At 65.3% G+C, this 15,120-nt stretch carries 12 protein-coding genes and 1 pseudogene; 11 read left to right on the forward strand and 2 right to left on the reverse strand.

The window, feature by feature from the left end; genetic code table 11:
• Window positions 1-139: pseudogene (locus tag Q7V46_RS06675) on the forward strand (glutamate dehydrogenase); the annotation flags it as partial.
• 627 nt (window positions 140-766) lie between these two features.
• Here the strand turns inward: Q7V46_RS06675 and Q7V46_RS06680 are convergent.
• Window positions 767-1,171 (reverse strand): HIT family protein, encoded by a 405-nt coding sequence (locus Q7V46_RS06680; protein WP_304912745.1) that lies wholly within the window; start codon window positions 1,169-1,171, stop codon window positions 767-769.
• A gap of 96 nt (window positions 1,172-1,267) precedes the next feature.
• Here Q7V46_RS06680 and Q7V46_RS06685 point away from each other — a divergent pair, with 96 nt between their 5' ends.
• The 10 genes from Q7V46_RS06685 to Q7V46_RS06730 all read left to right on the forward strand — a co-directional run bounded on the left by Q7V46_RS06685 (window position 1,268) and on the right by Q7V46_RS06730 (window position 12,977).
• Window positions 1,268-2,137, forward strand: coding sequence for an alpha/beta hydrolase (locus Q7V46_RS06685; protein WP_304912746.1), 870 nt, complete (start codon window positions 1,268-1,270; stop codon window positions 2,135-2,137).
• 73 nt (window positions 2,138-2,210) lie between these two features.
• Entirely contained in the window at window positions 2,211-3,473 is a 1,263-nt protein-coding gene (locus tag Q7V46_RS06690; protein ID WP_304912747.1) for a Bcr/CflA family efflux MFS transporter, read from the forward strand.
• On the forward strand, window positions 3,470-4,537 hold the full coding sequence (miaA, locus tag Q7V46_RS06695; protein ID WP_370690294.1) for a tRNA (adenosine(37)-N6)-dimethylallyltransferase MiaA: 1,068 nt from the start codon (window positions 3,470-3,472) through the stop codon (window positions 4,535-4,537). Before Q7V46_RS06690 ends, miaA begins: the two co-directional genes overlap by 4 nt.
• A 129-nt stretch (window positions 4,538-4,666) precedes the next feature.
• Window positions 4,667-5,338 (forward strand): ABC transporter ATP-binding protein, encoded by a 672-nt coding sequence (locus Q7V46_RS06700; RefSeq protein ID WP_304912748.1) that lies wholly within the window; start codon window positions 4,667-4,669, stop codon window positions 5,336-5,338.
• A 229-nt stretch (window positions 5,339-5,567) separates the two neighbouring features.
• Window positions 5,568-7,043 (forward strand): glucose-6-phosphate dehydrogenase, encoded by a 1,476-nt coding sequence (gene zwf, locus Q7V46_RS06705; protein WP_304912749.1) that lies wholly within the window; start codon window positions 5,568-5,570, stop codon window positions 7,041-7,043.
• Between the two features lie 186 nt (window positions 7,044-7,229).
• A complete protein-coding gene (gene pgl, locus Q7V46_RS06710; protein ID WP_304912750.1) occupies window positions 7,230-7,931 on the forward strand; it encodes a 6-phosphogluconolactonase in 702 nt (233 codons plus the stop codon).
• Between the two features lie 115 nt (window positions 7,932-8,046).
• Complete coding sequence (gene edd / locus Q7V46_RS06715) at window positions 8,047-9,882, forward strand: phosphogluconate dehydratase (RefSeq protein WP_304912751.1); 1,836 nt, start codon at window positions 8,047-8,049, stop codon at window positions 9,880-9,882.
• A gap of 57 nt (window positions 9,883-9,939) precedes the next feature.
• Window positions 9,940-10,578: a bifunctional 4-hydroxy-2-oxoglutarate aldolase/2-dehydro-3-deoxy-phosphogluconate aldolase gene (gene eda / locus Q7V46_RS06720; protein WP_304912752.1), complete on the forward strand. Its 639-nt coding sequence runs from the start codon at window positions 9,940-9,942 to the stop codon at window positions 10,576-10,578.
• Window positions 10,579-10,734: 156 nt separating this feature from the next.
• Window positions 10,735-12,327 (forward strand): glucose-6-phosphate isomerase, encoded by a 1,593-nt coding sequence (gene pgi / locus Q7V46_RS06725; RefSeq protein WP_304912753.1) that lies wholly within the window; start codon window positions 10,735-10,737, stop codon window positions 12,325-12,327.
• A gap of 281 nt (window positions 12,328-12,608) precedes the next feature.
• Entirely contained in the window at window positions 12,609-12,977 is a 369-nt protein-coding gene (locus Q7V46_RS06730) for a methylglyoxal synthase (protein WP_304912754.1), read from the forward strand.
• A gap of 115 nt (window positions 12,978-13,092) precedes the next feature.
• Here Q7V46_RS06730 and Q7V46_RS06735 read toward each other — a convergent pair whose 3' ends face one another.
• The gene (locus Q7V46_RS06735) at window positions 13,093-15,045 is read right to left on the reverse strand and encodes a GspE/PulE family protein (RefSeq protein ID WP_304912755.1); all 1,953 of its coding nucleotides are present in this window, start codon (window positions 15,043-15,045) and stop codon (window positions 13,093-13,095) included.
• Between the last annotated feature and the right edge of the window lie 75 nt (window positions 15,046-15,120).

Here is a 15,120-nt window from a genome sequence, read left to right on the forward strand (position 1 = left end):
CAGCATCATGGTGGGCATCCATGAAGCCTGCCTGGTACACGGACGCCGAGCAGACGGCACGGTCAGCTATGTGGATGGCGCCAACATTGCAGGGTTTGTGAAAGTGGCGGATGCCATGCTGGCGCAAGGCATCATCTAGAGACCACCCCCCTGCGCCGCTTTGCGGCTTCCCCCCTCTCTGGCGCCTTCGGCTTGGAGGGGGGACGGCACCTTGGACCGGCGGAGCCGGGTCTTCGGTGCCCCTGGATGAAGCCATCTCGTTCGGTGCGGTTCTCACTCCGGGAGCGCTCTCGCAGCTGCTTGTCGCTCTCTTTCACCAGGCGCTGGAAGGAGCGAAGCCACGCTCACCAAGCGGCAGTCCGATCCCGACCCCGCTTTCCGGCGTCATGCGCTGGCGAGTAGCACAGGGCCGGGCGGATCAGGGCTGCGCAGGTCCGAAGGCCGCGAAGCGGCCAAGTTTGCGCAGACCCCGCCCGGCCCGAGCAACGCAGTGCGCCCGTAGCGCAGCGAAGGGACGGCGCATCCGGCTCACCTTTCTTTGGCCTACGTTTGGTGTTTGCGTAACTTTGCTGCGCAAAGTGAGCAAACCCCGCGCGGTACGCGCCTTTGGCGAAGCAAAGAAAGGTAGGTCGGCCGCCGGGCCGAGACCCGGCCAAACCAAGCTTCAGGAGAAAGCAGCAAATGAGCGCCACACACCCCTCGCCATTGGCAGTAAGGGGCACTGAGTCGATGCGGTTCACACTCCACTGCGCCGCACGCCCGCCAGTCAAATGTGGATGCGCTCAGCCAGCGCCTGCAATTCGCCCAAAGGCGGGTCCTTGCGAGGCCAGACAAGCCCGACGCCATCATCGGCATGCCTCGGCAGCACATGCACGTGCACATGGGGCACGGTCTGCCAGCCGTCGGGTTTGTTGGTCTGCAGCAAGGTCAGGCCGCTGGGCTGGAATTCGGCTTGCACCGCTTTGGCGATGCGGGTGGCCACGGCGAACAGGTGGGCGGCTTCGGCCTCTTCCAGCTCCATCACCGTTTCCACCTGGCGTTTGGTGGCCACCAGCACATGGCCGGGGTTGACCTGGCCGGCGTCCATGAAGGCGATCACCTGATCGTCTTCAAACACGATGGCGGCGGGGATTTCGCGCCGAAGGATGCGGGTAAAAACGCTGTCGGTCATCATCAAGCCTTCATGAATGCGGCAAACGGCCGCTGCGCTACGGAACCTGTCATTCTGAACTGAACTTTCACCCCTGCGCCCGCCTCCATCTCACCCATGAAACGACTGATTGCTGCCTTGCTGGCCACCCTTGCCCTGCTCGCGGGTTGCGCGACGCTGGACGAAAAGCAGCGGCAGTGGATTTTTCAGCCATCAGACCGCAGCTGGCACGGCGGCACGCTTGCGGCCGAAGGCATGACCGACGTCTGGATCGACTTCGTTTCGAAGGAATCCGGCCAACCCGTCCAGTTGCACGGGCTCTGGACGAAAAACGCCAACTTCGACGCCCGGCCGGATGCGCCGATCCTGCTGTACCTGCATGGCGCGCGTTTCAATGTGACCGGGTCGGCTTTCCGGGTGCGGCGCATGGAGGAGCTTGGCTTCTCGGTGCTGGCGATCGACTACCGGGGATTTGGCAAGAGCACCAACCAGTTGCCCTCGGAGTCCATGGCGGTGGAAGACGCACAGGCGGCCTGGGAATGGCTGGGGCAGCAGCATCCCGAGCGGCCTCGCTACATCTTCGGGCATTCCCTCGGCGGCGCCATCGCCATCGAGCTGGCGGCCCGGGTCGACGACGAGTCCGGCACGCTGGTGGAAGGCACCTTCACTTCGATTGCCGATGTGGTCGGCACCACCAAGTGGGGCTGGCTGCCGTTCTCGCTGCTGATCACCCAGCGCTTCGAGGCGGTGCGCCGCGTGCCCGACATTGGCTCCCCCTTCCTTGTCGTGCACGGCGGCAACGACCGGCTGATTCAGCCCGAACTGGGTCGGCGTCTGTATGAGGCCGCCAGCGGACCGAAGGCTTTTGTACTGGTCGAGGGGGGCTCCCACCACAACACGAACTCGGTGGGGCAGACGCAGTACCGGGAGGCGCTGGCCAGCCTGTTTGGTTGGCAGGACTTCAGCGATCACACCGCGTTGCGCTGAGGCCGCCACAGAGGCCCGGCGGGTGGCCCCCAGGGACGGGTATGCCGGGGCGGCATCTGCTACCCTCGACCGGATGTCCGTTGCCTCTCCATCGCCGATGTCGCCGGGCCTGATCGTGCTCGTGCTTTCGCTGCTGCTCGGTCTGCAGCCTGTCACCACCGACCTCTACCTCCCCGCCCTGCCCGCCCTCACGCAGGGCTTTGGCGCGCCCATGTCACAGGCCCAGTTGACGCTGACCGCGCTGCTGCTGGCTTTCGGCATGTCGCAAATGGTGTGGGGGCCTGTGTCTGACCGGTTCGGGCGTCGCCCCGTGCTGCTGGTGGGCATGTCGCTTTACGTGATCGCCTCGGTGGGCAGCACGTTTTCGGCTTCCATGGAACAACTGGTGCTGTGGCGCACGCTGCAGGGTGTGGCCATGGGCGCGGGCGTGATGTGTGCGCGCGCCATCGTGCGCGACCTGTACACCCCGGTGGAAGGCGCCCGCGTCATGTCCAAAGGGTTGACCGGCCTGGGCGTGATTGCCTGCGCCAGCGCACCAATGGGCGGGCTCATATCGGAGTACCTGGGCTGGCGCATGGCCTTGCTGGCCGTGGCGGTGTTCGGTGCCGGCACGCTGCTCGTGCTGGCCCTGCGCTTTGAAGAAACCCTGAAGCACAAGAACCCCCAGGCCTTGCAGCCGGTCACGCTGGTGCGCACCTGGTGGCAGATCGTGCAACATCCCACGTTCTGGGCTTACACGCTGCTGTCGACCGCGTCTTACACGGGCCTGTTCACCTTCCTGGCCGCATCGCCGTTCGTGTTCATCCAGGTGCTCGGCCTGTCGAAGCCGGCTTTCGGGATCGTGATGTTCAGCATGTCCCTGAGCTACATCGTGGGCACCTTCATCTGCCGCCGGTTGCTGCCGCTGCTTGGTGTACGGCGCACCGTGGCGCTGGCTGGCGTCTGCACGCTCACAGCCGGAACGCTCATGGGAGGGCTGGCCCTGGCAGGCATTCAGAACATGGTCGCCATCATGCTGCCGTTCTACCTGTTCATGCTGGCCCACGGGGTGCATCAGCCTTGTGGACAGAGCGGCGCGGTCGGCCCGTTCCCCCAGGCTGCGGGGGCTGCATCGGCGCTGAGCGGTTTCCTGATGATGGTCGCGGCCTTCTTCATGGGCGGCTGGCTGGGCCGTAGCCTGGCCAGTGTGGCAGAAGGCGGCGGCACAGTGCTGCCGCTGACCAACGGCCTGTGGTTCTGGAGCGTGATGATCGCGTTCTTTGCATGGACACTGGTGCAAAGGTACGGTGAGCCAAAGGCGCCTCCAGTTCGCCTCCATGCCGGCTCAACCCCATGACATCGAGCGACCCGCCTGATCCAGCGGTTTCTGCGAACCCGGCTCGGCGGGGCGCAGGTGCTGCCCCCTTGGCCGTGTCGCACCAGGCGAGGCCGGCATGCAGCGTGCTTGGACTCGCCGGCCCCACCGCCAGCGGCAAGAGCGCCGCCTCCATGGCCATTGCGCAGCGCTGGCCGGTGGAGATCATCAGCGTCGACTCGGCCCTGGTGTTTCGTGGCATGGACATCGGCACCGCCAAACCTTCCCCGCAGGAACGCGCACTCGTACCACACCACCTGATCGACATCACCGATCCGCTTCAGGCCTACAGCGCGGCCGACTTCGTGCGCGACACCACCCGGCTCGTTGGTGAGATCCAGGCACGCGGCCGCACCCCGTTGCTGGTGGGCGGCACCATGCTGTATTTCAAGGCACTGATGCACGGGCTGGACGACATGCCACGCGCCGATGCTGAGGTGCGGACCCGCATTGATGCGCGTGCCCAGGCGCTGGGCTGGCCTGCGTTGCATGCCGAACTGGCAAAGGTCGACCCGGCCACCGCTGCGCGGCTGTTTCCCAACGACTCACAACGCATCCAGCGCGCACTGGAAGTGTTCGAGGTCTCGGGCCAGCCCATTTCATCTTTCCAGACCGGGGGTGCGGCGCGGGCGGGCCCGATGCCACCGGCGCACCTGCTGTCGCTGGAGCCCGAAGACCGCGCCTGGCTGCACGCACGCATTGCACAGCGCTTTGACGCCATGCTGGCCAGTGGGTTTGTTGACGAGGTGCGCCGTTTGCGCGCACGCGGCGACCTGCACCCCGACCTGCCTTCCATGCGCTGCGTGGGCTATCGGCAGGTCTGGGAAGCGCTGGATGCTGCTGGCGATCAACTGTCCGATGCACAGCTTGCCGAGTTGCGCGATCGCGGCATTTTTGCGACGCGCCAGCTGGCCAAACGCCAGCTCACGTGGCTGCGCTCCATGCCCGAACGCCAGGTCATTCCCTGCGACGCGCCGGACGCGCTGGCGCGCGTGCTGCAATCGGTGCAGGCGCTGCTCGGTGCGCCGGCCCCGTCCTGCGGATAGGTCAATCCATACCATGCCGAAACGTTTCCTCCAACGTCTGCCACCTGCCTTCCGCTCCCCTTGCGCACTGGGCCACCTGGCGTGGTGGGTGGTGCTGCTCGTGGTGTTCCTGCTCTGGGGGCACAAGGCATGACACAACCCAGCCTGCTGGTGCAGAACCTGCACAAACGCTACGGCGACACCCCGGTTTTCAGCCGCGTCAACTTGCGGGTGGAGCCAGGCGAATTCATTGCCATCGTCGGCGAATCGGGTGTGGGCAAATCCAGCCTGCTCAACTGCCTGGCCGCGCTGGACGACTGGAGCGATGGCACGATCACCCACAACGGCCTCGACCTCGGTGGACTCACCGAAACCCAACGTGCCCACTGGCGACGCGAACAGCTCGGCTTCGTTTTCCAGGCGTTTCACGTGTTGCCGCACCTGGACGTGGCGCAGAACGTGGGTCTCCCATTGCTTCTGCTCACGCGACCGGACCCAGCGCGCGTGGCGCAGATGCTCGAGGCGGTGGGGCTCGGCGGACTCGGCGAACGTCTGCCGGCTCAGCTATCGGGCGGTCAGCTGCAGCGCGTGGCGATCGCCCGCGCCCTGGTGCATCGCCCCAGCCTGCTGCTGGCCGACGAGCCCACCGGCAACCTCGACCCCTCCACCGCCCGGCAGGTGATGAGCGTGCTGCAGCAACAGGCGCAGGACAGCGGCGCCGCGTTGATTCTGGTGACGCATTCGGAGGCTGCGGCTGCGCGGGCACATCGCGTGCTCCACCTCACGTCAGAAGGCCTTCTGGCGTCACAGACACCGGCCTGACCCGCGTCACGGCACCGCGCCAAGCCACTTCACCGGCATCTGGATCAGGACACGGACCGGTATTGACGCACTTCAGAGGGCCAGGATCCGATACAGCGACTGATCGGCAAAATTTCAGCAGCTCGAATGCGTGGGCCCTGCCGGTCAAGTCCAACAGGTCTTGCAAATTGAAACCCGCATGTAACTTGATTACATTAAACTTTCGATTTCCAGTAACTCATTCTGAGACATGACGCCCTCCACTGCCCCAGCGCCTTCCACCCTGCCCCTCGACCTGGTGATCTTCGGCGGAGCAGGCGATCTTTCCGTGCGCAAGCTGTTGCCCGCGTTGTACATGGCCCACCTGCACAACAACCTGCCGGCGCAGACGCGCATTCATGCACTGGGTCGGCAACCCTGGGACCGCACCGCCTTTCTGGCCTTCATCGAAGACAAGGTGCCTGGCTTCATCGACGCCACGGCGCGCACCGAGACCACCTGGCAAGGCTTTCTACAAAGACTGAACTACGTGAGCCTGGATGCCACGCGGGCCGGCGACTTCACCTCGCTGGGTGAAGCCCTGCAGGCGGGTTCTGACCGCGTTTACTACCTGGCTACGGCGCCCAGTCTGTTCACCACCATCTGCGAGCACCTGGCAGGCGCATCGCTCATTGATGTGCGCTCGCGCGTGGTGCTGGAGAAGCCGCTGGGCCATGACCTGGCCTCCGCAAAAGAAATCAACGACTCGGTCGGCCGCCATTTTCTTGAGTCACAAATCTTTCGCATCGACCACTACCTGGGAAAAGAAACGGTGCAGAACCTCATGGTGCTGCGCTTTGGCAATACCATTTTTGAGCCTCTGTGGCGCAGTCCCTATATCAAGAGTGTGCAGATCACGGTGGCCGAATCGGTGGGGGTGGGCAGCCGCGCAGGCTTTTACGACAGCACCGGCGCGCTGCGCGACATGGTGCAGAACCACCTGCTGCAACTGCTGTGCATCGTGGCCATGGAGCCCCCCGTGTCGCTGGACCCGGATGCGGTGCGCGATGAAAAGCTGAAGGTTCTGCGTTCGCTGCGCCCCATGACCGTGGCGCACGTGGCGCGTGACACGGTGCGCGGCCAGTACAGCGCCGGCGCCTCCGGTGGCGACAAGGCCCGGGGCTACCTGCAGGAAGACAACATCCCGCCAGACAGCACCACCGAAACCTTTGTGGCCCTGCGGGCCCACATCAACAACTGGCGCTGGGCCAATGTACCCATCCTCCTGCGCACCGGCAAACGCATGGCAGAGCGGCGCAGCGAGATCGTCATCGAGTTCGCCGATCTGCCCTACACCATCTTCCCGGACGCACCGCGTCAGCCGGTCAACCGCCTGATGATCCGCCTGCAGCCCGAAGAACATGTGCAGCTGCAGATGATGGCCAAGGAGCCCGGCAGCGGCATGCGGCTGCGTCCGGTGAATCTGAACCTGGACCTCGAGCTGGCCTTTTCCGAACGGCGTGCCGAAGCCTACGAGCGCCTGCTGATGGACGTGATCAAGGGCCGGCTCACACACTTCATGCGGCGCGACGAACTCGAAGCGGCCTGGACCTGGGTCGAACCGATTCTGGACGGATGGAAACAGCTCAATGAGAAGCCCAAGGCATACACGGCCGGCACCTGGGGTCCAGCCGCTTCATCGGCCTTGATGGCCAGAGAAGGCTCTGCGTGGGTGGAAGAGTCTTGAGCATGCTCCGACTGTGTCCCTCACCCCAACCCTCTCCCCAAAGGGGCGAGGGTGCAAGACAGGCCGGCGCGATGGGCGGTTGCTTGCTCCATCGCCACTCCGGCTGTTGCGCCCTCGCCCCTTTGGGGAGAGGGCTGGGGTGAGGGGCTGCCCGCTTGCCCGCACCTCAAAAAGCAGAAACCCCACATGAGCACCCCACAGTTGACTGAACACCCCAACGCCACCCCCCAAGCCATCGCAGCACACATCGCTGCTGCTCTGCGCTCTGCCATCGCCGCGCGCGGTCAGGCCAGCCTCGCGGTCTCGGGCGGCAAGTCCCCCATCCCCATGTTCGAAGCGCTGCGCGAACAAGACCTGGACTGGGCCAAGGTCAGCGTGATCCTGGTCGATGAGCGCGTTGTCCCGCGCGACCACGCCGACAGCAACACCGCCCTGGTTGCCCGCCACCTGCTGCAGGGCGCGGCGGCGGCGGCCCGCTTTATCCCCTTCTTCCGCGAACTGCCGGCGGCGCTGACAGAACAGGTGCTTGACGCCCTTGCCGCTCATGCCAACGAGCGCATCGCCCACCTGCCCTGGCCGCTGGACGTGGCGGTGCTCGGCATGGGCGAAGACGCGCACACCGCCTCGCTGTTTCCAGGCGCACCGGGCGTTGCCCACGCCCTGCAATCCTCCGAGCGGCTGGCCTGGGTCGCACCCAGAACCGCACCCCACGCACGCCTCACGCTCACCCTGCCCAGCCTGCTGGCCGCACGTGAACTGTTGCTCTCCATCGCTGGCGAGAACAAACTCGCCGTCTACCGCCGAGCCGCCCAAAAAGCGGACGAAGCACACCCGATCTCGCTGGTGATCAACCAGACCCAGACCCCCTTGAGCGTCTGGATGACATGACCACCCCGGTCAATTGCTCGCGGCGCGCAGCCGCACCCCCCACACGGGGGCAACACCTGCGGCCTGGCAAAGCCAGTTCCGCGGTATTTCTGAACAAACTCCCTGAGGGACCAAGATGTCACAGATCAACCCCGCCATCGAACGTGTGACCCGGCGCATCGAAGAACGCAGCGCCACCACCCGCGCCACGTACCTGGCCAGCGTAAAGGCACAACGCAAATCCGGCACGCAACGCAGCGGCATGGGCTGTGCCAACATGGCCCACACCACCGCCGCACTGCCCGCCAACGACAAGCTCAAGATCCATGCCGAACGTGCGCCGCACGTGGGCATAGTCACTGCGTACAACGACATGCTCTCGGCCCACCAACCCTACGAGCAATACCCTGAGCAACTGCGCCAGCACGCCCACGCACTGGGTGTCACCACACAGGTGGCCGGCGGCGTGCCCGCCATGTGCGACGGCGTGACCCAGGGTGCTGCGGGCATGGAGCTCTCGCTGTTCTCTCGCGACGTGATCGCGCTGTCCACGGCGGTGGCACTGTCGCACAACGTCTTCGACGCGGCACTGTTCCTCGGTATCTGCGACAAGATCGTGCCCGGCCTTTTCATGGGTGCGGCGCAGTTTGGTCATTTGAGCGCAGTGTTCGTGCCCGCCGGGCCCATGACCAGCGGCCTGTCGAACGACGCCAAGGCCAAGGTGCGCCAGCAGTACGCCCAGGGTCTGGTGGACCGCGATGCGCTGCTCGAATCCGAAGCCCAGGCCTACCACAGTCCCGGTACCTGCACCTTTTATGGCACCGCCAACAGCAACCAGATGCTGATGGAGATCATGGGTCTGCACCTGCCCGGCGCATCCTTCGTGAACCCGGGCACCCCGCTGCGTGACGCCCTCACCCAGGCCGCCATGCAGCGCGCCGTGACCAACACCGGGCGCCACGCTGGTTCGGCAGATGCCTCTGCGATCTGTCTCGCCGACATACTGAGCGTCAACACCATCGTCAACGGCATCATCGGCCTGTTGGCCACCGGCGGTTCCACCAATCACACCCTGCATCTGGTGGCCATGGCGCGCGCAGCGGGCGTGCTGATCGACTGGGACGACTTCGCCGAACTCTCGCATGTGGTGCCCCTTCTGGCCCGCGTCTACCCCAACGGCAGCGCCGACGTGAACCACTTCCACGCCGCCGGCGGCATGGGTTTCCTCATGCAGGAACTGCTGGACAATGGCCTGCTGCACGGCAACGTGATGACCGTGATGGGTGCCGGCCTCCAGGCCTACACCCATGAGCCCTGGCTGGATGGCGAAAAGCTGGCCTGGCGCCCGGTGCCTGCGCAGAGCGGCGACAACAGCGTGCTGCGTCCGGTGAGCGACCCCTTCAGTGTCGACGGCGGCCTGCGCCTGCTCAAGGGCAACCTTGGTCGCAGCGTGGTCAAGGTGTCGGCCGTGAAGCCCGAGCACCGGGTGGTTCGCGCCCAGGCCGTGGTGGTGAGCGACCAGCAGGACCTGCTGGCCCTGTTCAACGCCGGGCAACTGGACAAAGACCTGATCGCCGTGGTGCGCTACCAGGGACCGCGCGCCAACGGCATGCCAGAACTGCACAAGCTCACGCCACCGCTGGCCGTGCTGCAGGACAAAGGCTTCAGGGTGGCGCTGGTCACCGACGGCCGCATGTCTGGCGCCTCGGGCAAGGTGCCCGCCGCCATCCACCTGAGCCCGGAAGCGTTGGCCGACGGCCCGATTGCCAAGGTGCAGGACGGCGACTGGATCACACTGGATTGCGAGCGCGGCGTGCTGGAGCTGGAGGTGGACGCTGCCACCCTGGCCGCACGCAGCGTGACCCACCCCGATCTCACCCACAACGCCCATGGCACCGGCCGTGAGCTGTTTGGTCTGTTCCGCGCGCACGCGAGCACCGCGGAATCGGGTGCCTCGCCGCTGCTGGGCTGATCACTCCGCGCGCTTTCTCCACGCGAGTCCGTCTGCGATACAGAACACCAAAGCACCATGACCACCACCTGCTTCACCCGCCCCTCCTTCACTTCCCGCGTCGTGCCCGTCATCGTGCTGACCGACCCGGCCCATGCCGTGCCCTTGGCCAATGCCCTGCTCGAAGGCGGTATCGACGTGATGGAGATCACCTTGCGTTCCGGTGCCGCACTCGCGGCCATCGAAGCCGTGGCCAAGGCCGTGCCGCAAATGCACACCGGCGCTGGCACCGTGACCCGCGTCACCGAGGTGCAGCAGGTCATCGACGCTGGTGCCACCTTCGCCCTCTCGCCCGGCGCCTCCGACGCACTGGTCGAGACCGTCAAGACTGCCAGGCTGCCTTTCATCCCAGGCGTGATGACGCCCGGCGAAGTGATGCACCGGCGCGAGCAGGGCTTCAGCCTCATGAAGCTGTTCCCGGCCCAGCAGGCAGGTGGCCTGGGCATGCTCAAGGCACTGGGTGCACCCATTCCCGATGTGAAGTTCTGCCCAACCGGCGGCGTGAGCCCGGAGAACCTGAAGGACTTTCTGAAACTGCCCAACGTGGCCATGGCCGGCGGCAGCTGGCTCACCCCGGCCGACGCACTCGCCCGTGGCGACTGGGCGCTCATCACGCGACTGGCACGCGAAGCCACCGCACTGGCCAACGGTCTGTGACGCTTTTGAACCGGGTTCATACCCTTCACCTGGGACAATCTGCTCCGGACATGCATTTGCGCAGGCAGCGCCTGTGCAAAGATGGAAGCTTGTGAATTCAACTGCCCAACCCGCCCTCTGACCGGTACAGGGCGCAACCCAGCCCCACGCTCATTCATGACCGACCTGCACACCTCGCCGCTCAACCTTCCCGCCTGGTCCCAACTGGCCTTGCTGGCCAACGCCCCGCAACCTCACTTGCGCAAGGTGTTGCACACAGACAGTCTGCGCGCCCAACGCATGACCCACACAGTCGCCGGCATCACGCTGGACGCCAGCCGGCAGCGCGTGTCCCCGGCAATCGAAGCCGCCCTGGTCGACCTGGCCGAACAGGCGCAAGTGGGCGCCCAGCGCGACGCCATGTTCCGGGGCGATGCCATCAACCTCACCGAAGACCGCCCGGTGCTGCACGTGGCCTTGCGTGGCGACCCGATGCACACCGGCCCCTGGGGTAGCGAGGTGCAGACCGATGTCCAGCGCGAACTGGCCCGCGTGTGCGAGTTCGCCGAAGCCCTTTCAGCAGGCTCTGTGAAAGGTTATGCCGGCGACACCATCACCGACGTGGTCAACATCGGTATCGGCGGGTCCGACCTGGGGCCGCGCATGGCATCCGACGCGCTCGCGCATCTGGCCGACCCTGCAGTTCCAGGCATTCGTGTGCACTACGTTTCCAACCCCGACGCCTGGGCACTTTGGAGCGCGCTGCGCGGACTGGATGCCGGGCGAACCCTGCTGGTGGTGTCGAGCAAGACCTTCACCACACAGGAAACCCTTACCAACGCCGCCAGTGCCCAGCGCTGGCTCACCGACAGCGGCTGCCCTGCCGACCAGTTGAGCAAGCACCTGGTCGCCATCACGGCCAGCCCTGCGCAATCGGCCAGGCTCGGCTACCCTGCTGAGCGCACCTTCCTGTTCTGGGACTGGGTCGGCGGGCGCTACTCGGTCTGGTCGGCGCTTGGCCTGCCGCTGGCCATCGCCATCGGACCGCAGAATTTTCGCGATTTCCTCGCTGGCGCGCGCGAAATGGACGAACACTTCTGCACCGCCCCGCTGGCACAGAACCTGCCAGTGCAGATGGCCCTGCACGGTATCTGGAACCGCAATTTTTTACAGATGCCCACGCAACTGATCGTGCCCTACGCCTCACGGCTGGTGCGCTTCACCCCGTTTGTTCAGCAGATGGACATGGAGTCCAACGGCAAACGCACCCACATCGATGGCAGTGCGACCGGCATTGACACCGGTCCCATCGTCTGGGGCGGTCTGGGCATCGACGGGCAACATGCCTACTTCCAGCTCATTCACCAAGGCCGGCACGCCGTGCCGGTGGACTTCATCGGCGTGCAGAGCGAAGACACACCCCTGCCCCTGGCCGCCACTCATCACGGTGTGGTCAACCTCAACCTTCGTGCCCAGGCACAGGCCATGGCCGAAGGCCGCAGCCAGGAAGACACGCACCAGCTTTTGATCCAGAGCGGTTTGAGCGAAGCACAGGCCACGGCCATGGCCGGCCACCGCAGCTTTGAAGGCAACATTCCCAGCAGCATCCTCTGGCTCGACCGGCTCGATCCCCAGCGCCTGGGTGCACTGATGGCCCTGTACGAACACAAGGTGTTCACCCAGGCAGCGATCTGGCGCATCAACGCTTACGACCAGTGGGGCGTGGAACTGGGCAAGACCATGGCCAAAGCCATGGAAAAGACGGCATGACACAGAGTGCCAGCGAATCCACTGCCGGGCCGCCCCAAGGTGGGTTCAGCCCCCTCGGGGGGGCAGCGACCCGCGAAGCGGTGGAGCGTGGGGGTGAATGAACCTACCACTGCCGGGTCGCCCCAAGGTGGGTTCAGCCCCCTCGGGGGGCAGCGACCCGCGAAGCGGTGGAGCGTGGGGGTGAATGAACCTACCACTGCCGGGCCGCCCCAAGGTGGGTTCTGCCCCCTCGGGGGGCAGCGACCCGCGAAGCGGTGGAGCGTGGGGGCCAACAGGTGATCATGCGCATCGCCCTCGTCGCCCACGACAAAAAGAAGAACGACATGGTGGCCCTGGCCACCGAGTTTGCGCCGCTGCTGCGGCAGCACATCCTCATGGCCACCGGGACCACCGGCGGGCGTCTGCAGGAAACAGTCGGCCTGACCGTGGAGCGCCTGCTCAGCGGTCCGCTGGGTGGCGATCTGCAGATCGGTGCGCGGCTGTCGATGGGCGAGGTCGACGCGCTGATCTTCCTGCGCGATCCCATGACGGCGCAGCCCCACGAGCCCGACATCAATGCGCTGGTGCGGGCCTGCGACGTGCACAACGTGCCATGCGCGACCAACCTGGCGACGGCACGTCTGCTGCTTGTTGACCTGTCGAGGCGCTGAAGTCCTGGCACAGCGCCCTGCCGACCCCCACCGGCGTACAGAAGGAATCACAGACCCATCTGCGCGTTGAAGAGCGCGGAGCGTATGTGCCTGCGATTCTGAGGCGCTGGGGTGGTCACCGGTAGGCCGAGCGCGCCTGCTTCAGGTCGATGTGGCCCTGCACCACCTTTTCCAGTGCGTCGTGGCGCAGGCTGCGCATGCCCTCCGCCACAGCGGTGTCGAAGAGCTCCGAGGGGCGGGCGCGGGACTGGATCAGGCTCTTGATGGCTCTGCTGTTCTGCAAAATTTCATAGATGCCCATCCGTCCCTTGTACCCTTTGCCACTGCAATGTTCACAGCCCACGGCGTGTCGGGTTCGAAGATGGCCGTACCCACTCGCCCCGGCCGCTTCGAGCAGGCGCGTCTGGGCCTGCTCCCGACTCATCGCGCTGCCTTCCATGTACTCCTCCAGCAGCGACTCCCACGCCATTTCGTCCATCGGCTGATCGCTTGCACAGCGGGTGCACAGGGCGCGCACCAGGCGCTGCGCCACGATGCCCAGCAGGGAGTCGGCGAAGTTCATCGCGTCCATGCCCAGATCCAGCAAGCGCACCACGCTTTCGCAGGCGTTGTTGGTGTGAAGGGTGGACAGGACCAGATGGCCTGTCAATGAAGCCTCGATCGCAATGCGGGCGGTTTCGGCATCGCGCACCTCGCCGATCATGATGATGTCCGGATCTGCGCGCAGGAAGCCGCGCATGGCGCTGGCAAAGGTCAGCCCGATCTTGGGGTTCACCTGCACCTGTCGCAGACCGGGTTGCGTGATCTCGATCGGGTCTTCGGCCGTCCATATCTTGCGCTCGGCGGTGTTGACCTCGGCCAGCATGGAATGCAGGGTGGTGGTTTTTCCCGAGCCGGTGGGCCCTGCTGCGAGCACCAGGCCGAAGGTACGCTGCGAAAAGCCGGAGATCAGGTCCTGATCTCGCGACTGCAGGCCCAGCTTGGAGAGGGGCAATGGCTTGGCCGATTCGAGCAGCCTCAGGACCACGTCTTCGAGGCCATCGTGCGTGGGCATGACGGCCACACGAAGCTCGAGCGCCTTGCCACCGAACTCGGAAAAATCGATCTTTCCATCCTGGGGCCGACGGCGTTCGGCGATATCGAGCTTGGCCATGATCTTGATGCGGGAAACCAGCGGACCGCGGAGTTTCGCAGGCACCCAGAGATGGTGTTCCATATCGCCGTCGCGCCTGAATCGGATCGCGGTCCTGGCATCACCGGCATTGGTTTCGATGTGAATGTCCGAGGCGTGTGTCAGCTGGGCATCGCTGATCACCTGATTGACCAGCCGCACCATGCCGGCCGAATCGCTGGCCGATGCGAGTTGCTCTGCGTCAGCCGCGTTGCCCACTTCCACCATCGCCTGCACCACCAGTTCATCCAGCGAAACCGGGGCGGCGCGGCTCGCGGTGGTGACGGGGCTCAATTTGCCAGACCCCGACAACTCGAGGTCCAGGGCAGGCAACACCTGCAGACCATGCCCGCCATGCTGGTTGTGATCGAGAGCCTCCAGGCGGCGCTCGATCGCTTTGCGACTGGCCCAGACCAGCCCCACCGAATGACCGGTCAGGGAACACAGCTGGTGGTAGAGCTCATCGCTGGTGGGTGCCCAGGAGGCCACGAAAAACTGCTCGTTGGCCATGCCCAGAGGCACCACGCCATGCGCATGTGCGATCCGCAGCGGCAGAATGTCCAAAGCATGGCTGTCAAGCTCGAATCCAAGGACGTCGATCTCCACGAGCCCTGCCACCCGGGCGAGCGCGCGGTGCCAGTCCTCTTCCGTGAGCAGCAGGCGGTGCACCAGTTCCACCGAGCGCGATCGCAGCAGGGTGGGATCTTCCGCGATCAGTTCCTGGAGGGTTTTTTCGTCCATCAAACCCAGCAGCCGCAGCGCATCGCCCAAACTCAGGACCGGTGCGCGGCGCCGGCGCTCGATGGTCTGCATGAGCTGGGGCAGCGTGCGGACCTGCCTGCTCTCGGGCGTCACGCCATCGGTCGAGGGGTTTGTTTCAGGCAATGAAGATGACATCTGTGTTCCTATCTGCCAGGCTGAATATGTAATACCTTCTATTAACGATAGACGCCGTTGGGGCTTGTCACCCTG

It is taken from the genome of Hydrogenophaga sp., assembly GCF_030651625.1.
Lineage (GTDB): Bacteria > Pseudomonadota > Gammaproteobacteria > Burkholderiales > Burkholderiaceae_C > Hydrogenophaga.